The sequence below is a fragment of the Anaerococcus senegalensis JC48 genome (assembly GCF_000321005.1).
Classification (GTDB): domain Bacteria; phylum Bacillota; class Clostridia; order Tissierellales; family Peptoniphilaceae; genus Anaerococcus; species Anaerococcus senegalensis.
Map to the genome: position 1 here is coordinate 193,629 of NZ_HE578908.1, position 20,052 is coordinate 213,680.

At 28.5% G+C, this 20,052-nt stretch carries 26 protein-coding genes and 1 pseudogene; 3 read left to right on the plus strand and 24 right to left on the minus strand.

Annotated elements, in window-relative coordinates; all coding sequences use genetic code 11:
• Positions 1-6: 6 nt before the first annotated feature.
• Positions 7-168, plus strand: a complete 162-nt coding sequence (locus ASHG_RS09070) for a hypothetical protein (RefSeq protein WP_156981413.1) — start codon at positions 7-9, stop codon at positions 166-168.
• A gap of 492 nt (positions 169-660) precedes the next feature.
• On the opposite strand, the gene nifJ is transcribed toward ASHG_RS09070, so the two are convergent.
• The 8 genes and pseudogenes from nifJ to srtB form a co-directional block, all read right to left on the minus strand.
• The gene (gene nifJ, locus ASHG_RS07540; RefSeq protein ID WP_040398672.1) at positions 661-4,194 is read right to left on the minus strand and encodes a pyruvate:ferredoxin (flavodoxin) oxidoreductase; all 3,534 of its coding nucleotides are present in this window, start codon (positions 4,192-4,194) and stop codon (positions 661-663) included.
• A 106-nt stretch (positions 4,195-4,300) separates the two neighbouring features.
• Positions 4,301-5,524: a dicarboxylate/amino acid:cation symporter gene (locus ASHG_RS07545; RefSeq protein ID WP_040398673.1), complete on the minus strand. Its 1,224-nt coding sequence runs from the start codon at positions 5,522-5,524 to the stop codon at positions 4,301-4,303.
• 304 nt (positions 5,525-5,828) lie between these two features.
• Positions 5,829-6,326 carry an ATP-binding cassette domain-containing protein gene (locus ASHG_RS07550; RefSeq protein ID WP_316244691.1) on the minus strand — a complete coding sequence of 166 codons (498 nt, stop codon included), beginning with the start codon at positions 6,324-6,326 and terminating at the stop codon, positions 5,829-5,831.
• A 145-nt stretch (positions 6,327-6,471) separates the two neighbouring features.
• A complete protein-coding gene (locus ASHG_RS07555) occupies positions 6,472-6,864 on the minus strand; it encodes a hypothetical protein (RefSeq protein ID WP_244264283.1) in 393 nt (130 codons plus the stop codon).
• 130 nt (positions 6,865-6,994) lie between these two features.
• Positions 6,995-8,611, minus strand: coding sequence for a chaperonin GroEL (gene groL, locus ASHG_RS07560; RefSeq protein WP_040398676.1), 1,617 nt, complete (start codon positions 8,609-8,611; stop codon positions 6,995-6,997).
• A gap of 9 nt (positions 8,612-8,620) precedes the next feature.
• Positions 8,621-8,902 (minus strand): co-chaperone GroES, encoded by a 282-nt coding sequence (locus tag ASHG_RS07565; protein ID WP_040398717.1) that lies wholly within the window; start codon positions 8,900-8,902, stop codon positions 8,621-8,623.
• Positions 8,903-8,986: 84 nt separating this feature from the next.
• Positions 8,987-9,893, minus strand: a pseudogene (locus tag ASHG_RS07570) (DNA-3-methyladenine glycosylase family protein).
• An 8-nt stretch (positions 9,894-9,901) separates the two neighbouring features.
• Positions 9,902-10,669 (minus strand): class B sortase, encoded by a 768-nt coding sequence (gene srtB / locus ASHG_RS07575; RefSeq protein WP_040398677.1) that lies wholly within the window; start codon positions 10,667-10,669, stop codon positions 9,902-9,904.
• An 81-nt stretch (positions 10,670-10,750) separates the two neighbouring features.
• Between srtB and ASHG_RS07580 the strand changes: the two genes are divergently transcribed.
• Entirely contained in the window at positions 10,751-10,978 is a 228-nt protein-coding gene (locus ASHG_RS07580) for a glutaredoxin family protein (protein ID WP_040398678.1), read from the plus strand.
• Positions 10,979-11,113: 135 nt separating this feature from the next.
• A complete protein-coding gene (locus ASHG_RS07585) occupies positions 11,114-11,929 on the plus strand; it encodes a Cof-type HAD-IIB family hydrolase (protein WP_040398679.1) in 816 nt (271 codons plus the stop codon).
• Between the two features lie 40 nt (positions 11,930-11,969).
• Here the strand turns inward: ASHG_RS07585 and ASHG_RS07590 are convergent, their stop codons facing one another.
• From ASHG_RS07590 to ASHG_RS09225, 16 genes are all read right to left on the minus strand, one after another.
• Positions 11,970-12,203 (minus strand): hypothetical protein, encoded by a 234-nt coding sequence (locus ASHG_RS07590; protein ID WP_040398681.1) that lies wholly within the window; start codon positions 12,201-12,203, stop codon positions 11,970-11,972.
• A 12-nt stretch (positions 12,204-12,215) separates the two neighbouring features.
• Positions 12,216-12,389: a hypothetical protein gene (locus ASHG_RS09160; protein WP_167320528.1), complete on the minus strand. Its 174-nt coding sequence runs from the start codon at positions 12,387-12,389 to the stop codon at positions 12,216-12,218.
• Between the two features lie 133 nt (positions 12,390-12,522).
• Complete coding sequence (locus tag ASHG_RS07595) at positions 12,523-13,221, minus strand: aldose epimerase family protein (RefSeq protein WP_040398683.1); 699 nt, start codon at positions 13,219-13,221, stop codon at positions 12,523-12,525.
• Positions 13,222-13,273: 52 nt separating this feature from the next.
• Positions 13,274-13,759 (minus strand): ferritin, encoded by a 486-nt coding sequence (locus ASHG_RS07600; RefSeq protein ID WP_040398685.1) that lies wholly within the window; start codon positions 13,757-13,759, stop codon positions 13,274-13,276.
• Positions 13,752-14,048: a hypothetical protein gene (locus ASHG_RS07605; RefSeq protein WP_040398687.1), complete on the minus strand. Its 297-nt coding sequence runs from the start codon at positions 14,046-14,048 to the stop codon at positions 13,752-13,754. Before ASHG_RS07605 ends, ASHG_RS07600 begins: the two co-directional genes overlap by 8 nt.
• A 49-nt stretch (positions 14,049-14,097) precedes the next feature.
• Complete coding sequence (locus ASHG_RS07610; protein WP_040398688.1) at positions 14,098-14,727, minus strand: epoxyqueuosine reductase QueH; 630 nt, start codon at positions 14,725-14,727, stop codon at positions 14,098-14,100.
• A gap of 8 nt (positions 14,728-14,735) precedes the next feature.
• Positions 14,736-15,290 carry a chromate transporter gene (locus tag ASHG_RS07615; protein WP_084689300.1) on the minus strand — a complete coding sequence of 185 codons (555 nt, stop codon included), beginning with the start codon at positions 15,288-15,290 and terminating at the stop codon, positions 14,736-14,738.
• Entirely contained in the window at positions 15,280-15,837 is a 558-nt protein-coding gene (locus ASHG_RS07620) for a chromate transporter (protein WP_040398690.1), read from the minus strand. The genes ASHG_RS07615 and ASHG_RS07620 overlap by 11 nt, the downstream gene beginning before the upstream one ends.
• A 95-nt stretch (positions 15,838-15,932) precedes the next feature.
• On the minus strand, positions 15,933-16,367 hold the full coding sequence (locus ASHG_RS09500) for an ATP-binding cassette domain-containing protein (RefSeq protein ID WP_051145901.1): 435 nt from the start codon (positions 16,365-16,367) through the stop codon (positions 15,933-15,935).
• The gene (locus tag ASHG_RS09505; protein ID WP_051145902.1) at positions 16,351-16,680 is read right to left on the minus strand and encodes an ATP-binding cassette domain-containing protein; all 330 of its coding nucleotides are present in this window, start codon (positions 16,678-16,680) and stop codon (positions 16,351-16,353) included. The genes ASHG_RS09500 and ASHG_RS09505 overlap by 17 nt, the downstream gene beginning before the upstream one ends.
• A 32-nt stretch (positions 16,681-16,712) precedes the next feature.
• Positions 16,713-16,901 (minus strand): cysteine peptidase family C39 domain-containing protein, encoded by a 189-nt coding sequence (locus ASHG_RS08790; protein WP_051145903.1) that lies wholly within the window; start codon positions 16,899-16,901, stop codon positions 16,713-16,715.
• On the minus strand, positions 16,901-17,884 hold the full coding sequence (locus ASHG_RS07630) for an ABC transporter permease (protein ID WP_040398692.1): 984 nt from the start codon (positions 17,882-17,884) through the stop codon (positions 16,901-16,903). The genes ASHG_RS08790 and ASHG_RS07630 overlap by 1 nt, the downstream gene beginning before the upstream one ends.
• Positions 17,881-18,597 (minus strand): ABC transporter ATP-binding protein, encoded by a 717-nt coding sequence (locus ASHG_RS07635; RefSeq protein WP_051145904.1) that lies wholly within the window; start codon positions 18,595-18,597, stop codon positions 17,881-17,883. Before ASHG_RS07635 ends, ASHG_RS07630 begins: the two co-directional genes overlap by 4 nt.
• On the minus strand, positions 18,594-19,454 hold the full coding sequence (locus ASHG_RS08795) for a CPBP family intramembrane glutamic endopeptidase (RefSeq protein WP_051145905.1): 861 nt from the start codon (positions 19,452-19,454) through the stop codon (positions 18,594-18,596). Before ASHG_RS08795 ends, ASHG_RS07635 begins: the two co-directional genes overlap by 4 nt.
• A 62-nt stretch (positions 19,455-19,516) precedes the next feature.
• Positions 19,517-19,660, minus strand: coding sequence for a bacteriocin (locus ASHG_RS08930; RefSeq protein WP_167320529.1), 144 nt, complete (start codon positions 19,658-19,660; stop codon positions 19,517-19,519).
• Positions 19,661-19,719: 59 nt separating this feature from the next.
• A complete protein-coding gene (locus tag ASHG_RS09225; RefSeq protein ID WP_187364737.1) occupies positions 19,720-19,872 on the minus strand; it encodes a hypothetical protein in 153 nt (50 codons plus the stop codon).
• Positions 19,873-20,052 lie beyond the last annotated feature (180 nt).

A 20,052-nucleotide genomic window follows, 5' to 3' on the forward strand; every position in this document is an offset into this window, starting at 1 on the left:
AAAATTATGAAAAATATTTTTAGAATTGGTATGATAATTTTGTGCGCAGTAATAGCTATTATCTGCTTTAGAAGAAATGATATGGTTTTTACAGTAATAAGTGCAATCTTTGGTATCTTATTTGTATATAAGATTGTTAGTGATAACAACAAAGAAGTAAATAAATAAATCGTAAGCTGTGTTTCTATTTTGAAACGCAGCTTTTTAATTTAAACTTTGATTTGAATTAAATTTATCTAAGATTTAAAAAATTATATAGTTTAGGTATATGCTGCTATAAAGTACTTCTATTTAATTTAAAGTCTGATATATTTATCTGACCACTTTATTTATATCCCCTATAAACATCAAAGCTAAAACTCCAATAAAACAAGTCTAAAAATTTTAGAAACTTTATTTAATATTTTTTAACTTCTATTAAATTATATTTTCACTAGGCTTTATTAAATTTACTAATCAATAATCTTAGCTAAAAGCTTAATTCTCTAAATTATTCGTTACTAATTATAAAAGTTATACTAAATTACTTAAGCTTAAAAACTTGTATACAAAGATATAATTACGAGTTTTATATTGAAATGTAAAAAAAATAGACCAAGAGAAATCTTGGTCTATTATAAAACACTTAGTAATTCATATGCTATTTTTAGGATTTATATTCTATTTATTTTCCATTTTTTTATAAGATTCTAATCTTTCCTTAGCAGCTTCTTCAGCTTCTGCATATAACCTGTCTGCATCTTCTGGGAAGGCTTTTTTAAGGGATGCGTATCTTACTTCGCCTTGTAAGAATTCTTGGAAAGATTCTGTAGGATCTTTTGAATCTAGGCTAAATGGATTCTTACCTTCTTCTTTAAGAAGTGGGTTAAATCTCCATAAGTGCCAATATCCACTTGCTACAGCTTCTTTTTCTCTTCTTTGTGTTTTACCCATTCCTGCTTTTAGTCCGTGGTTTATACATGGAGCATAGGCAATTATTAATGATGGTCCATGATAAGATTCTGCTTCTTTTATTGCTTTTAGGGTTTGAGCTTGGTTTGCTCCCATTGCAACTTGTGCAACGTAAATATAACCATAAGTTGTCATCATTAAACCAAGGTCTTTCTTTCTAACTTTTTTACCACTTGCTGCAAATTTTGCTACAGCTGCAAGAGGAGTTGCCTTTGAGCTTTGTCCACCTGTATTTGAGTAAACTTCTGTATCAAATACGATTATATTAATGTCATCGCCACTTGCAAGAACATGGTCTACTCCAGAAAAGCCTATATCATAAGCCCAACCGTCTCCACCGTAGATCCAAACTGATTTTTTAACTAAATAATCTTTTAGATTTTTAATTCTTTCAATAATCTTATTAGCTTCCTCATTGTCAGTTTCATTTGCTAATAAAGATTCAATTTTTATTGCAGCTTTTTTGCTTTCTTCAAAATCATCATTATTTTCTAACCATTCATTAAAGGCATCGTTTAGTGGTGTAGAAACTTTTAATTCTAAGAATTTTTTCATTAATGTTTCTAGTAAGAATTTGTTTGATTTTGTTGCAAGAAGCATACCATAACCATATTCTGCTGCATCTTCAAACAAGGATGATGCCCAAGCTGGACCTTCTCCGTTTTTATTTGTACAATATGGCATTGATGGAACTGATGATCCCCAAATTGATGAACATCCTGTTGCATTTGAAATAATTTGATGATCACCATATAATTGAGTAATCAATTTAGCATAAGGAGTTTCTCCACAACCTGCGCATGCGCCTGAAAATTCTAATAATGGTTGGCTAAATTGTGAATTTTTAACATTTGTTGGAGCTATTTCATCATTTCTATATCCAACTTCGCCATGAGCATATTCCCAATTTTCTGCTTGTTTTTCGATTTGTTCATCTATCGGTTTCATAGCTAAAGCTTTTTTTGGAGCAGGACATACGTCAACACAGTTTCCACATCCCATACAATCATATGGTGAAACTTGAATTCTAAATTCGTATCCTTCAAGTCCCTTGCCTATAGCTTTTTTAGTTTCAAATCCTTCTGGTGCTTTTTTCTTTTGTTCTTCATCTAATAAGAATGGTCTAATTGTAGCGTGTGGGCAGATATATGAACATTGGTTACATTGGATACAATTATCTATATTCCATTCTGGAACAAATAAAGCTATACCACGTTTTTCATATCTAGAAGTTCCTGCCATATATTGGCCGTCATCGTATGGAAGATATGTTGAAACTGGTAGGTCGTCTTCTTTTAAGTTTATAATTGGTTTAACCATATTTTTGATAAAGTCAGGTTCGTTTTCATTTTCATCTTCTCTATCATCTTTTAGGTTTTTCCATTCTTCTTTAACTTTTATTTCTTGTAATTCTTCACTTGCACGATCAACTGCCTTGTTGTTCATGTCAACTATATCTTGACCTTTCATACCATAAGATTTTTCTATAGAATCTTTTAGATATTTTATAGCATCATCTATTGGTAATACTTCTGAAAGAATAAAGAAAGCTGTTTGGATAACCATGTTTGTTCTATGTCCCAATCCAACTTCTTGAGCAATTTTTGAAGCATTTACTGTATAGAATTTAATATTTTTATCTGCAATTTCTTTTAATAAATAATTAGGTATATGTTCTTCAAGTTCTTCTTCTGACCAAATTGTATTAAGTAAGAAAATTCCGCCTTCTTTTAAGTTTTTAACTAAATCATATTGTCTTACATAAGCTTGTGGTGAGCATGACACAAAATCAGCTTCATCTATAAAGTATGCTGCGTGGATTGGATTTGGAGAAAATCTCAAGTGGGACATTGTTAGACCATTAGATTTTTTAGCATCATAGTCAAAATATCCTTGAGCAAACATATCTGTATTGTCGCCTATAATTTTTATAGCATTTTTATTTGCTCCTACTGTTCCGTCTCCACCATTTCCCCAGAATATACAACGTGTTGTTTGTCCATCAGAAATTACAAAACTATCGTCAACTTCAAGGGATGTATTAGTAACATCGTCATTAATTCCAACTGTAAAGTGATTTTTAGGATTATCTTTTGCTAGATTATCAAATACTGATTTAATATGTGCTGGTCTTGTATCTTTTTGTCCAAGTCCATATCTTCCTGCAATTATTTTTGGATTTCTATCAGAGTCTGAGAATGCTTCCAATACGTCTAAGTATAAAGGTTCTCCAGCAGATCCTTTTTCTTTTGTTCTATCTAAAACTGCAATCCTTTCAACTGTTTCTGGAATTTTTTCTAGTAAGTGTTTTGTTGAAAATGGTCTATAAAGATGTACTTTTACAAGTCCTACTTTTCTTCCATCTTTGTTTAACTCTTCTACTGTTTGTTGGATAGTATCAGTACCTGATCCCATAGCAACAATTATATCTGTAGCATCCTCAGCACCAACATAGTTAAATAAAGAATAATTTGTTCCTATTTTTTCGTTTACTTTTTCCATATAAGAAAGAACGATTTCAGGAATTGCATTATAAGCCTTATTTTGTGCTTCTGCCCTTTGGAAATATCCACTTTTTTCAAATACACCACGCATGGTTGGTCTGTGTGGATTTAATGAATCATTTTTGAAATCATCAATTGCTTTCCAATCAACCATATCTTCAAATTGATCATAATCCCAAACATCAATTTTTTGGATTTCATGGCTTGTTCTAAATCCATCAAAGAAGTTTACAAATGGAACTCTTCCCTTTATAGCTGCAAGGTGGGCTACTGGTGATAGGTCCATAATTTCTTGAACAGATCCTTCTGCAAGCATAGCAAAACCTGTTGCTCTTGATGCCATAACATCTTGATGATCACCATACATATTAATTGCAGATGTTGACAAAGAACGAGCTGCTACATGAAAAACTGCTGGGAGTCTTTCTCCTGCTATTTTGTACATATCAGGAATCATAAGTAAAAGTCCTTGACTTGCTGTGTATGTAGATGTAAGTGCTCCTGCTGCAAGTGAACCGTGAACTGCTCCTGCTGCTCCTGCTTCATGTTGCATTTCTGTAACAGAAACTGGATTTCCAAAAAGATTTAATCTTTCATTAGCTGCCCATTTATCAATAAATTCTGGCATTGGTGAAGATGGTGTTATTGGATAAATAGCAGATACTTCACTAAAAGCATATGATACGTGAGCTGCTGCCGTATTACCATCCATGGTAACTTTTCTTCTGTTTATTGTCATAAAAATTTCTCCTTTTTAATAATTTTTTTAATGATTTTTCATAAATTTAATCTTAAGATCATAAGCTCAAAAATAGAACTCAAAAGAGTTCTATTTTTATTGCTTTTTATTGCTTAACTAGTTCATCAATGTACTCAGCGTTTGCATCTGGATCTAGTTTAAATCCTGAGATTTTATTAACTATACAAGCTATAGAAGCATCACCGGTGATGTTACATGCTGTACCAAATGAGTCTTGGGCAACATATAATGCGATGATTAAAGCTGTCATAGGTTCTGTAAATCCAAGCATAGATTGAAGAATACCAAGTGCTGCCATTACTGCTCCTCCTGGAACCCCAGGTGCTGCTACCATTGTAACACCTAGCATGAGGATAAATGGAAACATGTGTTGGAATCCTATATCTGATCCATTAAGCATAAGAATTGATAATGAACAAGATGTTAGTGTGATTGTTGAACCTGATAAGTGAATTGTTGCACAAAGAGGAATTACAAAGTCTGCTATACCTTTGTTTACACCTAATTTATAAGTTTGGTTAAGTGTAACTGGAATTGTTGCTGCAGATGATTGAGTTCCTACAGCTGTCATATAAGCTGGAATCATTTTCTTAATTTTTGAGAATGGGTTTCCGCCTGACATTGAACTTGCTAAAGTAAATTGTGCAGTTATTGTTAGCCAGTGAAGAATCAATACCATGATAAATACTCTAGCAAATACTGATAATACTACTGCTACAGTTCCTTGGTAAGCCATGTTTGCAAAAATACCACAAATGTGGAATGGCAATAATGGAATTACTACTGCTGATATTAATTTTGTAATAATATCAGAAAATTCATGAACTGCTTTTTTAAGTACGTCAGCCTTTGCAGCTGCTATACCAACACCTAGTATAAATGAAATAATAAGTGCTGTTGTAACAGAGAAAACTGGATCCATTGGGGATTCAAATATTGGCTTTAATACATTTCCTGCATTTTTATCAGGGTCAAATGAAATTGCTCCCTTTTTAATAAAAGTAGGAAGAACTGCACTACCCACAAAGTATGTAATGCTTCCAAAGATAACGGTTGACAAATATGCAATACCTGCTGTAATTGCTAGTGTCTTTCCTGCTGAGTCTCCTAGATCTGCTATACCTGGAATTACAAATCCCATAATGATTAGTGGAATAACAAAACCTAAGAAGTTGCCAAATAGACCATTGAAAGTAATTAATATTCTAACTAAAATCTTTAAAACGTCAATTTTTTGACCTGCAAGTCCTATTAGAATACCTAGAATGATTGCAATAATTAGTCTTGGCAATAAACCTAGTTTCTTCATTTCTATTTTTCCTCCTTGAAATGAATTATAGTAATCTTAAGATTACCTAAATAATATCAGTTTTACGTTTTCATGTCAACATTTTCATAGTTTTTTTAGATTTTATTTTCAAATTATTTTAATCAGGTTAATATTTTGTTAAACCCCTTAAATTAAATATCCTAATTGATAATAAAAATCTATTATCTTATGTTTTTTTCTTCCCTTTTTGATTTTTACTGGTATTGTTTTCTTAACTTATAAAAAAAGCAGGATTTACTAAAATATTTTAGTAAATCCTGCTTGAAATGTTTTAAGTCTTTTCCTAAATTTCTATAATTTCATCAAATTTATTCAACATTTCCTCATCAATTTTATGAGTTATTATAATAACAGTTTGGTATAGTGATAGAAGTTTTTCTAAAACTTCTTTTGGGTTTTTGTCATCAAGTGATGCTGTCGGTTCATCGTAAATCATAATAGGTCTAGTTTTAACAAGAGATCTTAATAAGCTTATTCTCATCATCTCGCCTCCAGATAAGCCATCATTATCACTTACCTTATCACTTGATTTTTTATTTATATTAAACAAAGTTAAATCAATTTTTTTACCCATTTCGTTTCTATAGAAATTTATATTATCTTTCAAATCCCCATCTATAATATTAGGTTTTTGGTCAACATATAAGATATAGTCCCTAAAATCAAAATTTTTTATGTCTACATTATTCAATAAGATTTCTCCCTTATTAGGAGAAATTCTCCACATAAAATTTTTGCCAAGGTTAATTTTCCCTTCCCAGGTTCTCCTCTGATTAAATATTTATTTCCATAAGAAAAAACGAAATTAAAATCATCAACTATTTTTTTATCGGCATATAAAAAAGAAATATTTTTGGCAGAAAGATTTATAGGAATTTTTAAATCTAAATTTTTCTTCCTATTTTATCTTTTGTTTAGGAGCTTTTTTATATTTTTATGGTCAAGGCTAGATTTATGGCATTTATTTTTACCATAAAGCGATTGGCATATAAATTTTCGATATCTGTAGTGTAGTTTGCTATATTTATTTCCTTATTATTTTTCAAATCCTTTTTAAAAAGTTCATTTTTTAAACCAATAAATTTTTCCATCCCCATCCTATAGTTAAGCCTAAAGGCAAGATTTGATGAAATAAAATTTATCAAAATCAAAAATACTAATTTTATAAGGTTAGATTTAAATTCTACCATATTCAAATTTGAAATTGAAGTTACAACTTTTCCCATAAAAATTCCAATTAAAGAAAGACTTGATGATGTAAAAATTAAGAACAATATTATTAGTAAATAAGTTGTAAAAGATTTTGTTTTGCTTTTCATAACTTTCCTCTTATTTAAGATATAGAATATTTGCTATTATTTTACCCAAAATTTTTGCCTTCATGATAGCTTCTTTTTATATAAATTTTTCCAGTAAAAAAGCCAGGATTAAATCCTGGCTCGTGTTTTTTTAATATCCCATTGGCATTTGTGGTGGCATTTCCGGTTTTTCTTCTGGTATATCTGCCACTGCTGCCTCTGTTGTTAGAATCATGCTTGCAATTGATGTTGCATTTTCTAGGGCTGATCTTGTTACTTTTGTTGGTTCTACTATTCCTTTTTCAAACATATTTACATATTCATCATCATAGGCATCGTAGCCTGTATTTTTGTCTGATTTTTTAACATTTTCAAGTACAACTGATCCGTCCATTCCAGCATTTTCTACAATTTGTCTTAGTGGTGCTTCAAGAGCTTTTTCTATTATTTTTGCTCCTGTTTTTTCATCGTTTTCTAATTTTTCTTCTAAAGCTTCAACTTTTTTGATAGCTTCTATTAAAACTGTTCCACCACCTGCAACTATTCCTTCTTCAACAGCTGCTCTTGTTGCTGATAGGGCATCTTCAATTCTGTATTTTTTATCTTGCATTTCTGTTTCTGTTGCAGCTCCCACATTAATTACTGCAACTCCACCTGCAAGTTTTGCTACTCTTTCTTGGAATTTTTCTTTATCATATTCTGAGTCGCTTAATTCTATTTGACCTTTAATTTTTTCTACTCTTTCAGTCAAAGCGTCTTTATCGCCTTTTCCTTCTACAATTACTGTGTGATCTTTGTCAACTTTTACTTTTTTAGCTGATCCAAGATCTTCGATTGTAGCTTCTTTTAATTCCATTGATAATTCTTCTGAAATCACTTTTGAACCTGTAAGAATTGCTATATCTTCAAGCATTTCTTTTCTTCTATCACCATAGCCTGGTGCTTTTACAGCAACTACGTTGAAGGTTCCTCTTAATTTGTTTAATACAAGTGTTGTTAGAGCTTCTCCGTCTACATCATCTGCAATTATTAATAATGGTTTTGATGATTGAACAATTTCTTCTAGTAGTGGTAAAATTTCTTGGATATTTGAGATTTTCTTATCTGTTACAAGTATATATGGGTCATCTAAATCTGCTACCATTTTTTCGTTATCTGTTGCCATATATGGGGACAAATATCCCTTGTCAAATTGCATTCCTTCTACTACATCAAGGTAGGTGTCTGTTGTTTTGGATTCTTCTACTGTGATTACTCCATCATTTCCTACTTTTTCCATAGCATCTGCAATAAATTTACCAATTTCAGGATCTGCTGATGAGATTGTTCCTACTTGCTCAATTGCTTTTTTATCTTCTACTTCTTTTGAAGATTCTTTGATGTAAGAAACAACTTCATTACTTGCCTTTTTTAATCCCTTATTTAAAACTACTGGATTTGCTCCTGCAGCTAAATTTTTAAGTCCTTCTTTTATAATTGCTTGGGCAAGAACTGTTGCTGTTGTTGTTCCGTCTCCTGCTACATCATTTGTTTTTGTAGCAACTTCTTTTACAAGTTGAGCTCCCATATTTTCAAACCTATCTTCAAGTTCGATTTCTTGGGCAATTGTTACACCATCATTTGTAATTGTTGGTGCACCGTAAGATTTATCTAAAACTACATTTCTTCCTTTTGGTCCAAGAGTAACTTTTACAGCATTTGCTAATTTATCAATTCCTCTTTCAAGACCATCTCTTGCACTTTTGCCGTATTCTATATCTTTTGCCATAATTTTCTCCTATTCTACTACTGCTAGTATATCTTTGTACGCTAATACTACGTAATTTTCGCCGTCAATTTTTACATCAGTTCCTGCATATTGGGAATAAATAACCTTGTCTCCTTCTTTTAAAGAATCTTTTTTGTCGTTATCGTTTAAAATATCACTACTAATTGCAACAACTTCTGCATATTGTGGTTTTTCTTGGGCAGATTCTGGTAAAACTATGCCAGATTGAGTTTTCTTTTCTGCTTCTAATTTTTTTATAACTACTCTTTCACCGATTGGTTTTAAATTCATTTTCATTTCCTCCTTTTAGCACTCATCAACTTTGACTGCTAACATCTAATATAAATATACAAGCTATTTTTAATATTGCAAGTTTTATTTACCTATTGAGTTTTCTCTTCCATAATAGAATAAATATTGTTGAACATATCCTGCATTTTCTCCAAAATATTTGTCAGCATAATCTGAAATTTCTTTTTTTGGAACTTCTTTTTTTATAAATAAAAATTCCATAACTCTTTTTATCCAAACATCAACCGGGAAGGTCTCTCTTTTATGAAAGGCAAAAAGCAAAATACAATCTGCAACTTTTGGCCCCACTCCAGGAAGCTCTTGGAGTTTTTTTCGCAAGTTTTCTGTTGGCATTTTTATATCTTTTTCAAAATCAAAAAATCCTTCATTGATTATTTTTGCAGTTTCAACAATTCTTTTATCACGAAAACCAACTCTTGCTTTTTCTCTTAAATCTTCTGGTCTTGCCTTGGATAATTTTTCAGGACTTGGGAAGGAATAATATTTTCTTCCTTTATATTCTCCAATATAATCCCCATACATTTCAGATATTATTCTTACAGCTTTTTTTATTCTTGGGATTTGGTTGTTGGCTGAAATTATAAATGAAATTAGGGTTTCAAAAAATTCTTGATTTAATATTCTGATTCCCTTCCCATACTCTGTTGCTTCTTTTAAAGTTTTATCTACAGAAATTTTTTCTTTTATATCTTCATAATTTACTCCAAGATCAAAATAATCGTAAAAAATTTCATAAAATTCTTCTTCTGTAATATTATCTATTATTATTTTTTCTCCTTCTTTTTTGAGATTTATAATTTTTCCCAAAAAAAACTGCAGTAAATGAGCCATCTTCTTCCTCAAAAAAATTAAAACATTGACCGCAAGTAAAAATATCTTTTGGATCAAAAGATTCATGATAAAAAATCAATTGACCTTTCTCATTTGTTAAATTTAATTTATTTTTATTTTCTTCTATATATCTATTCATTTTAATCCTTATCTCACTCTTAGGGCGTGTACTGCTAATCTTTCATCTTCATAATCATATTGGCAAGTTGATAGGGTTACTATTGTATCATCTTGTTTAAAATTACGATTTTCTAGACTTACATCACTTTTTTCTTTTAATTTTTCCAAATAGGAAAGTTTTTGTCCCTTATCTTCAAAATTTAATGTTCTATAATCATAATTTGCAGGAGTTGCATAAACGGAAAAAATCCTATATTCCCTTAGTCCATCTTCTGTTACAATATAAAAATTTCTATTTTTTTGTGCAAATTCTTGGTCTCTAAATTCTTTTAATGCTGTAAACATTGATGTCATTCCTTGAATATAGTGGCCATAAATTACAGAATTATCATCATTCATTTTTTTATCATTCATATAATCCATGAAAATAGACCCTGCTATATCGTATTTTAAGTCCAAAGATCTTCTCAAATAATAATCATTATCCTTTGCTTGTAAAATAGGATAAGCTATATTTGTTTTTGGAATTTGAATAAAAGCTATTACATCAGGATTTTCTTTTTGAAATTTTTTCAAAATTTCCATGTATTTATTCTCTTTATCTTCAAAAGTTTCAACTTTTACGTCATTTGAATTGTCTTTTGTTTCCTGAACTTCTTGCATTACTGATTCTATATGTTTATTATTTTTGTAATTTTGGTAATAGTCATATCCTCTTTTACCCAAAATACCCAAGCAAACTATTATTATGATTACAAGAATAATTCTAATTATTTTTAATAATTTATCTTTCATAGTATCACCTTTAAATCTTCCTTTCTATTAGTATAATAATATAAAATGAAAAATTTATGAAATTTAATTTAAGGAGAATATATGTCAGATTACAAATTATTTGTAGGAACTGCTTGTCCTCACTGTAGGAAAGTAGAAAATTTTTTAGAAGAAAATGATATAAAAATTGATATTGTAAATATAAATGAAGATAGAGATGCTATGATGGAATTAATTCAAAAAGGTGGTAAAAGACAAGTGCCTTGCCTTTTCCATGATGGAAAGTATTTGTATGAATCAAATGATATAATTGATTTTTTAGGAAAATAATTATTATTTTTAAGCGTGTATTTTTAATGCACGCTTTTATTTTTAATAAAAATATTACATTATTTTATTTATAAGAAAATTTTTTTATGAAAAAATTATAAGACACTTTGGGTATAAATTAAAAAAGGAGAGTTTATGATTAAATTAATTGCAACAGATTGTGATGAGACACTTTTATCAACTGATAAAACTATTCATCCAAGAAATTTAGCCGCTATTAAAAAAGCCCAGGATATGGGAATAATAATTACCACAGCAACCGGACGTGGACCTTACCAACTTTTTGATATTTTAGAACAAATAGGAAATGTAAAAGAAGATAGATTTTCAATTCTTTGTAACGGTGGAATTATAATAGACAATCTTACAAAAGAGGTTGTAGATTCTTCTCCAATTCATTATAAAAAAGCAATAGAAGTTTCAAATTATTGTAAAGAAATAGGCGTTCATTTTGAAATTTATACCGATAAACATTGCTATGTATTTGCAAATGGTAATGAGGTTAATGGAAATTATGACCAAAATATATATAAATTTGTCCAAAATGCAGAAGATATCAAAAATCTTGATAAAGAAATTATTATAAAAGTCATAATAAAAAATTCTAATCTAAATTATCTAATGAGCTTAGAAGAGGATATAGCAAGAATTTGCGACTGGGATGTTGCTATTTCTTATTCATCTGATACATTTATGGAAATAAATAAAAAAAATGTAAACAAGGCAAAAGCTCTTGAAAAGTTGTGTGATCATTACGGAATTGGAATGAAAAATGTCCTAACTATTGGCGATAATTATAATGACAAAGAAATGTTAGAAGAAGCAGGATTTTCTGCTGCAGTTCAAAACGCCCACCTTCTATTAAAAGATGTATCAAAATATACAACAAAAGCCACTAATGACCAAGGAGCTGTTGGTGAAGCTATAGAAAAATTTGTTTTAAACCAATAGAAAATACCCCAAAATCTATAAAGACTTTGGGGTATATTTTTTACCATACTGATTTTTCTTTTACAAAAAATTTATATATTGAATATATAATAGCTCCAAGTATAGCCATTGGAACTAACAAAAATAGGATAGGAATAATTATAAGGCCACCACCTATTAAAATCGGAATTAAAAGTGCAAAAGCCATTGAAAAAATAAACTTTAATACTTTCAAAGATATAATCACTCCTAAAACTGTTAGTATTATTTTAATAATTTTATTTTTATTATCCATTTCTATCACCTTTTATTTAAAAATATCTTCCTTCTTAATTAAAACTTTGTATAGGAAATATATAAGAAGTACAGGTATAACTATTGATACTATAATATTAATTGCAAGACCTAAAAGTTTTAATACAATCACAGCAACAAGTGCCAACAACAAAACTCTTAGAACATTTCTACTTTGATCATTCATAATTTCCTCCTGCTTTAATATTATTATACTACATTTTTAAATATTTCAAGTTTTATTTTAATATATTCAATATTTTCGTATTTTATTTTCCATATATTAATTTAAGTTTCTATTAAATAAAAACTAGCTAAAGCTAGTCTTCTATAGATATTTTTATTTTTTCTTTAAATTTTTCACCACTTTTTAAAATATAAGGATCATTGATTTTTTTAGTAAAACTTGGACCATTTAAACATGGTTCTAGACATAAATATTCCCCATGAAAATCGGTCCATATAGCAAATTCATTAAATTTTTCATTTTCTACTAAAATATCAAAATATTTCCCCTTAATATTTGCCTTCTTTTCTTTTAGAAAATATGTGTCTTCTAATTTTATATTTTCAAGATTTACATCTTCAATCTTAAAATTTTTGTCTATATAAAAATAAGGGTGAAAACCAGGTGCAATTTCTAAATCTTTATTCGATTTATTTATTATTTCAAGGTAAACAAAAAGATTAGAATCTTTTAATTCATATCTTATTTTATAAAAAGAATTTTTATATTCTTCTTTTCCTTCGAGTTTTAGATTAATGAAATTATCACCTTTTTCTTCTATATCCCAAAAAGAGACTCTTCCAAAACCATGTTGATCAAGATTTTTTATCTCACTTTTTCCAAAATTTGGAAGACAAGGGTGCATTCCTCCCCTTGTTTTTAAATCATCTTTTATTTTTAACATTAGTTTCGGAAAAAAAATAGCCTTATTATTTTTAGTAAATTTTTCTATGTAGGCTCCATAGGAATTTACTGTCATTTCTAGATTTTTTTCTTTTAATTTTATTTTCATATCTTTAATTTATCTAACAAAAAAAGACCAAGTAAAACTTGGCCTCAATTTATTATCCTCTGTGTGCAAGTTGGCCATCAAGAATGTAAAGGCCACCGTAATTTCCATTAATTCTTTCAAGTCTTGTAACAAGTTTTCCGAAAGTATCTTCTTCTTCAACTTGTTCATCAACAAACAATTGGATAAATGAAATTACTCTTTCATCTCCTTCTTCTCTTGCAGCTTTTGCTATTTCATGAATTCTTCTTGTAACTTCTTTTTCATGATCTAAAGCTTTTTTTGTTACATCTAATAGGTCTTCAAATTCTTCATTTGGAGCTTCCATTGCTTTATATACTGGTTTATATCCAACTTCTTGTAAGAATTTAGTCATTTTTTCAGCATGTTCAATTTCTTCTCTAACTTGGTGTCCAAACCAGTGAGCAAATCCTTCAAATTCTTCATCATCAGCATAAATTTGCATAGCCTTGTATTCATATGCTGATTGTAATTCAAAGTTCATTTGGTCATTGATCATTTCTAGTAATTTTTCACTCATTATATTTTCCTCCTAAATAATCATCATACAATACATATACACCATATATCATACACTTATTTTTTATTAACTCTTTTATCACTTCTGTAATATTAGAAGAGATTAAATCTATGGTAATAGAAGATTTTTTAATTGCTAATCTATTAGTTTCAACTAAATTTTTTTCAACTAAACAATTAAAAATTCCCACAAGTTTATCTCTATCACTTATGTTAGTCTTTATTGTAACTGGTATTATATTATTTAATTGATCTTCATTTAAATTTTTTATTAGTAATACGTCAGCCATATTTATCTCTCCCTATATAAAATTACCCAAAGAAAGATAAAAATAACATTTATTTTGATTTTTTCTTCTCTTCCATCTCCCTATAAGAAAAAATACAACCACAATAATCTTGCCTATACAAATTATATTTTTTAGATAGGTCAATCGAATCCTTGTATCCATTTTTCTTTTTAAAATCAGAATACAAATATTTTATTCCATATTTTTCTTCCAAATTTTCCCCTATCTCATTTAGCCAAGCAGAATTTTTGTAGGGAGAAATTGAAAGGGTTGTCGTAAAATAATCATAAAAATTTTCTTTTGCATAAATAGCAGACTTTTCAAGCCTTAATTCATAACACCTATAACAAGACTCTCCTCCCTCATGGTCATTTTTTCTATTATTTACATAATCATAAAAATCATTTGGATTATTTTCAGGAAAAATCACTCTAGAACCAAGATTCATATCAGAAACTAACTCTCTTACAGTCTCCACTCTTTTTTCAAGCTCATTTGCAGGATATATATTTGGATTATAATAAAAAATATCTATATCAAAATATTCTCTCAAACGACTTAAAACACTAGAAGAACAAGGCGCACAACAAACTTGAAGTAAAAGCTTTGGTTTTTTATCTTCCTTTTCAATATTTTTTATGATCTCTTCCATTTTCAAATTATAATTAATTTTCACTATGAATCACCTCAAATAAATAAATGTATAAACAAATAAATAAAACCAGAACCTATCATTAAAATTATAGGATCAATTTTACTTTTCCTAATAGCAATAAGCATAAGAATAAATAAAACCACCATAGAAAAATCTATATTTTCCATAGAAATTTTATTTATATCAAAAAAAGCAGTCTTCAAAATATCAATTCCTGCAGCCAAAATCATAGACACAACAGCAGGCCTTAAAAATCCCAAAACACTTTGCATGGTGTCAAGATTTTTATATTTACTATAAAAATAAGATATTGTACCAACTATAATAAAAGAAGGCGTAATACAACCAAGGCTTGCAACAATAGCTCCCCAAATCCCAAAAACTCTCATCCCAACAAATGATGCAGAATTAATAGCAATTGGTCCTGGAGTCATTTGACTAATAGTAATTAGATTATTAAACTCAGAAATTCCAAGCCAAGAATTTGCATTTACAACTTCTTCTTGAATCAAAGGAAGGGCAGCGTAGCCTCCTCCAAAAGAAAATAGTCCCACCTTAAAAAAACTTATAAATAAATCAAGAAGCATAATTACCTCCAACAAAAGAACTAATAATTCCAAAAACAATTAAGGCTAAAATTATATATATAATATTTACATGCAAAAAAACATTTAGAATAAATGATATGATAAAAATTCCATAAATCAAATATCCCTTGTGAAAAATAACTTCCTTAGCCATATCTATAACAACATTTATAATTAAAGCTCCAACGCCAGCCTGCATTCCTTTTAGAATTAATCCAATATACTTATTAGAAATAAAAGCATCATAAAAATAAGAAATTACAGAAATAATTATAAGTGGAGGAATGACAGTCCCCAAAGTAGCAACTAAAGCTCCCAAAAATCCAAATATTTTATAACCTACAGAAATAGATGCATTTATAGCAACAGCCCCAGGAGATGATTGGGCAATAGCGGTCATATCAAGCATCTCTTCCTTATTAATCCATCCCAATTTTTTTACAAAAGTCGATTCCATCAAAGATAAGATTACATATCCCCCACCAAAAGTAAAGGCAGACAAATATAGGGTATGTAAAAATAATTTAAATAATTTTTTAAAATCCATAATAAATCCTTTCTTCTTATATTTTACTATTTTTTTCTTAAATAGTTATGAGAAGCTACTTTATATAAAAAAAACAAGGAAAAATCCTTGCTTTTTTATATTGGTGAAATCGCTAAGTTATTTACCATTTCTCTATAAAATTCATTCTCCCTTAATAAGTCTTTATGACTTCCTTTTGAAATAATCTTTCCCCCATCCATAAAATATATTAAGTCACTATCAACAATAGAGCTAAGTCTGTGAGCTATAGTTATTGTGGTAATTTTATCTGAAATCTCCTTAAATAAATCACTAATCTTTTTTTCAGTTATACTATCTAGATGGCTTGTAGCTTCATCCAATATTAATATTTCTGGTTTTTTTAATAAAGCTCTACAAATTGCAAATCTTTGATTCTGACCTTCTGATAAATTCGAGGCATCTTCTTCTATGATTGTATCAAGACCAATGGGTAGTTTTTCTAAAAAATCTTCTAAACCTACAATTTTAAGATAATCTTTAATTTTTTTATCATCAATATATATTTCCAAGTAATAGATTCTCTCTAATTGTCGCTTTAAAAAAGAATATAGATTGAGAAATATAAACTATTTTAGATCTTAACCAACTTTTACTTATTTTTTCAATAGGATATCTGTTTATATTTATTATCCCTTCATCTACTTTGTAATAATCCATCAATAACTTAACTAAAGTAGTTTTACCACAACCACTAGGTCCAACTATAGCTATTTTATCACCTTTACTTATGTTTAATGAAATATCTTCTAAAACTCTATCCCTATAACCATATGAAAAGTTCAAGTCTTTTACTTCTATAGTTTTTATTTCATCAGATGGCACAATTCCATCAAGATTTTCTTTCGGACTTATATCTATTTCATAAAGCCTAGCTTTTGTGCTGCCTTTACTAATCCCACTCCATTAGTTCCCTTGCTATCGGTTTTCGCATATTGACGAATTCTAACTATATCTTTATTTCTACCATAAAATTTACATACTGTAGCCAAGCATGCAGCAGCACAATCAGTAGAATCTTTTTGTCTAACAGATGGATATTTCATTATATGTCCCTTTTGTTTAAATGTGTACTTGAAATTATATACATCAAAATACCTAGTATAAATATAATAATTATTCCTTTAGTAAAGGTAAAATAATCATTTATCGGAGTATTTAAAAAATTAGATATATTTGCATAAGGTAGGAAAGTATATGATATTATTTTTGAATCCACTTTTAAATCTATAAGTTTATTTGATAATGAAAATCCTAAAAGAAAATACAAGATAGATATAATCCTTGAAATTAAAGAATTTTTAGAAATTTCTGTCAAAGCAAAAGTAATTATAGATAAAAATATCGCAGTTATTAACCACAAGGAAATATTTATTAGGCTATGAACTAAATAAGTATGTTCGTAGACATTGTGGCTAAAATAAAATACAGTCTTTTTAAATCCACCTTCAAATCCATAAAACAAGCCACCAGCAATGAAGGTGATAAGACTAGATACTGCTATTATAGCTACAACACTAATAAGTAAAGCGATTATTTTAGTATTAAAGCTATAAAATCTTGAAAATTTTTGACTATATATATAATCCTCCATCTTATTTTCTATCTCTAGACCATATAATTTTGATGATAAATATATAATAAAAATAAGTACGGCTATATTAATATAGTTAGATGTATAATTTAGGTATTCATAGCTACTATGACCCTTTACTGGAGCAATGTCATTATCTATTCTATACTTTAATATATCATTATTCATTTTGACCTTGTCTTTACCAACAACATCTTCTAAAGTTTTGTTAGCTTCTATCTGAACTTTAGCCTTATCTTTCCAAGTAGAAGCTGAGTTCATTTTTTCTTCAATTTTTATATCTTCTTCGTTATCTGTACTATCAGTATTAAAAATCCATAAAACAAGAGCATTTGAAACTAAAATAATTAAAAAAAGCGAAATAATATTTTTAAAGTTAAATAGCTTTGATATTTCAACTGAAACTAGCCTTGAAAAATTCTTTATATCTCTCATAACTTCTCCTTAAAATTAGCCTTATCTTCATTTATCAACTTCATATATTGATCTTCTAAATCTTTTACATTATCGCTTTTTCCTAAATATTTACCCTTGTTCATAAATATCGCCTTATCACATACCAAGCTCATCTCAGATAGTATGTGACTAGAAAGTAAAACAGTCTTACCTTCTTTGTGACATATAACTTTTAAAAAATTTCGTAAATCTCTAATACCTTCTGGATCTAGACCATTTGTTGGCTCGTCTAAAAGGATTAAATCTGATTTTTTTATTAAAGTCATGGCTATTGCAACTCTTTGTCTCATTCCAAGAGAACACTTTTTTATCTTTTTATCTAAATAATATTCAATATCTAATCTTTTTATTAGATTAATCACTTCTTCTTTACTAGTATCTGCATAGGCCATAGCTATTTTCAGATTATCTTTAACAGTGAAATTTTCATAAAATGAAGGCTCACCTACCATGCCTGCCACATGAGTTTTATCTAACAATTTGCTGCCACTCGCTTCATGGATACTTATTTGTCCTGTATAATTATATAGTCCTAAAAGACACTTAAAAAGTGTAGTCTTCCCAGCTCCATTAGGGCCTAAAAGTCCAACAATATTTCCTTTTGGAATCTTGGCTTTAAAATTTTTAAGAACTTTTTGTTTTGAAAATTCTTTTGATACATTATCAATAAAATAATAATTTTCAGTTTTCATATTAACAACTCCTTTTTTGTATATGTTTTGAAAAATAATATAACTGCAAAAGCTCCAATTCCAACTAAAGTTATACTAATTGAAATAGGTAGTTCAAACACCATAGCCATTAATTCATTTCCTTTAATAAATAATTCTATAATAGGAAATTTAACAGATATAAGCAAAAATAATGTTACAATTACATTTGAAAAAATATGATAAATAATAGAATATAAAATATTTTTACTATAAAAAAATATTAAGCATGATACCATGCCATCGATTAAAGTAACCCAAAATATTGGTCTTCCTGGACCATGAGAAAATGCAAATAGTATTGATGATATAATTAAAGCATATAGTTTACCAATCTTACTTGTAAAAGGTAAGTTCATAAAATACCTATAAACTAATTCCTCTAATATTGAACTTAAAAGAATTGTATTAATGAAATTATCTCCATTCGTATATGAGTATATCTTTTTAATATCTACTTTTTCTCCAATTGTATCTCCCATAGTTCTAAAAACACCACTGCCGTATTTAAGTGTATACATGTATCCCAAAACCCTTTGAGCTACTATATAAACTAAAAATGAAATTAAAAATAGTAATAAAACTTCTTTTAAATTAATTTTTCTAATCCCGTAGCCATTTTTTATAGAAGATGGTAACCTCATATATATTAACAACATAAGAACAATTTCCAAGCTCATAAAAATTGTGTCTATATTAGGTCCAAGACTATTATCGGAAAATGACCTAATAATATAAGCTTTTATATCCTGGTAAATAAACCCCTTATATCCTAAAAATAATACTATAAATATTAATGGATATAAGATTTTCAAAGATCCGAGTAATATTTTTTTCATAAATTCTCCTTCAATTAAATATATGGTAAGCGAGAAATAAATTTGTTTTTACTTATATAAAATTAATTATTTTTCCAGACGTCTTTAAATCCTCTTATTAAATTGCCTGCTCTATTATTTACAAAATCTTTAGCTTCTTCATAAATTTGAAATGGGTCGAAACCACCTTCAACTTTTTTTAGTTCTTTTTCTGTTAGTTCTTTCATAATTTTCCTTTAAAATTTATAAATTAATAAAACTATAATACTATATTTAATTTAGTGATTTAACCTCTAAAGTAATCTATTGCTCCCTTAACCTTAGATGATGTCCAATTCCAAGCTTTTTTTAGCAGCATAACCAATTTTGTAACCAAAATCATAGTCTTCTTTATCTCCACCATTAACCAAATAAAGATCTTTTTTTCTAATAATTTCATTCTTTCTACTTTATTTTCTTATTTCTCGCTTAATATGAGCTTAATATCATTAGAATTAATAAACAATTTGACACTAAGTTTTTTTCAGTATCTTAAGTAATTTAAAAATTATTTATAATCTTATTTGTAATATTTATTTTGTATGTCTATATTTAACAATCATTTTATAAATTATCATTT

Coding starts and splice junctions, on each gene's coding strand:
- groL (WP_040398676.1), bottom strand. CDS start 8,611: ATGGCAAAAGATATAGAATACGGCAAAAGTGCAAGAGATGGTCTTGAA.
- srtB (WP_040398677.1), bottom strand. CDS start 10,669: ATGAAAGATAAATTATTAAAAATAATTAGAATTATTCTTGTAATCATA.
- ASHG_RS07605 (WP_040398687.1), bottom strand. CDS start 14,048: ATGGCTGACGTATTACTAATAAAAAATTTAAATGAAGATCAATTAAAT.
- ASHG_RS09070 (WP_156981413.1), top strand. CDS start 7: ATGAAAAATATTTTTAGAATTGGTATGATAATTTTGTGCGCAGTAATA.
- ASHG_RS09160 (WP_167320528.1), bottom strand. CDS start 12,389: ATGAATGATCAAAGTAGAAATGTTCTAAGAGTTTTGTTGTTGGCACTT.
- ASHG_RS08930 (WP_167320529.1), bottom strand. CDS start 19,660: ATGAAAGAACTAACAGAAAAAGAACTAAAAAAAGTTGAAGGTGGTTTC.
- ASHG_RS07620 (WP_040398690.1), bottom strand. CDS start 15,837: ATGGATTTTAAAAAATTATTTAAATTATTTTTACATACCCTATATTTG.
- ASHG_RS07615 (WP_084689300.1), bottom strand. CDS start 15,290: ATGCTTCTTGATTTATTTATAAGTTTTTTTAAGGTGGGACTATTTTCT.
- ASHG_RS07630 (WP_040398692.1), bottom strand. CDS start 17,884: ATGAGAGATATAAAGAATTTTTCAAGGCTAGTTTCAGTTGAAATATCA.
- ASHG_RS07600 (WP_040398685.1), bottom strand. CDS start 13,759: ATGAGTGAAAAATTACTAGAAATGATCAATGACCAAATGAACTTTGAA.
- ASHG_RS07580 (WP_040398678.1), top strand. CDS start 10,751: ATGTCAGATTACAAATTATTTGTAGGAACTGCTTGTCCTCACTGTAGG.
- ASHG_RS07555 (WP_244264283.1), bottom strand. CDS start 6,864: ATGAAAAGCAAAACAAAATCTTTTACAACTTATTTACTAATAATATTG.
- ASHG_RS07545 (WP_040398673.1), bottom strand. CDS start 5,524: ATGAAGAAACTAGGTTTATTGCCAAGACTAATTATTGCAATCATTCTA.
- ASHG_RS09225 (WP_187364737.1), bottom strand. CDS start 19,872: ATGAAATTATTAGAAAAAAAGATCTTTATTTGGTTAATGGTGGAGATA.
- ASHG_RS07635 (WP_051145904.1), bottom strand. CDS start 18,597: ATGAAAACTGAAAATTATTATTTTATTGATAATGTATCAAAAGAATTT.
- nifJ (WP_040398672.1), bottom strand. CDS start 4,194: ATGACAATAAACAGAAGAAAAGTTACCATGGATGGTAATACGGCAGCA.
- ASHG_RS07565 (WP_040398717.1), bottom strand. CDS start 8,902: ATGAATTTAAAACCAATCGGTGAAAGAGTAGTTATAAAAAAATTAGAA.
- ASHG_RS07585 (WP_040398679.1), top strand. CDS start 11,114: ATGATTAAATTAATTGCAACAGATTGTGATGAGACACTTTTATCAACT.
- ASHG_RS07595 (WP_040398683.1), bottom strand. CDS start 13,221: ATGAAAATAAAATTAAAAGAAAAAAATCTAGAAATGACAGTAAATTCC.
- ASHG_RS08795 (WP_051145905.1), bottom strand. CDS start 19,454: ATGAAAAAAATATTACTCGGATCTTTGAAAATCTTATATCCATTAATA.
- ASHG_RS07590 (WP_040398681.1), bottom strand. CDS start 12,203: ATGGATAATAAAAATAAAATTATTAAAATAATACTAACAGTTTTAGGA.
- ASHG_RS08790 (WP_051145903.1), bottom strand. CDS start 16,901: ATGAAATATCCATCTGTTAGACAAAAAGATTCTACTGATTGTGCTGCT.